General features: G+C 68.4%; 1 protein-coding gene. It reads left to right on the top strand.

The genetic code is table 11. The features are described from left to right. Window positions 1–34 precede the first annotated feature (34 nt). Window positions 35–275 (top strand): DUF5059 domain-containing protein (locus HKX41_11400; GenBank protein ID NNC24737.1); only part of this gene is annotated, 241 nt, incomplete at its 3' end.

Consider the following 275-nt stretch of genomic DNA (forward strand, 5'->3'; position numbering starts at 1 on the left):
CGCACTTATCACTGTTTAGGCTAGCCTAAAATCCATGGCACCGAGTAGACGAGCGGTCTTGACGAAGGGAGCGGCGTTGTTCGCCACCGCCGGGCTGGCCGGCTGTGCCGAGATCGGCGGGACGACCGACGGGACGGATGGCGGTTCGGCCCCCGAACACGATGCATCGCTTGCCGTCGCGGCGGAGTGGAACGTCATGCGCGCACGCATCCGGGACGCCGTGACGCTGGGGCGGGCTGGAGCGGCCGGGAAGGGGGCAGACGTGGCCCAGAACG

The sequence above is a fragment of the Salifodinibacter halophilus genome (assembly GCA_012999515.1).
GTDB lineage: Bacteria > Pseudomonadota > Gammaproteobacteria > Nevskiales > Salinisphaeraceae > Salifodinibacter > Salifodinibacter halophilus.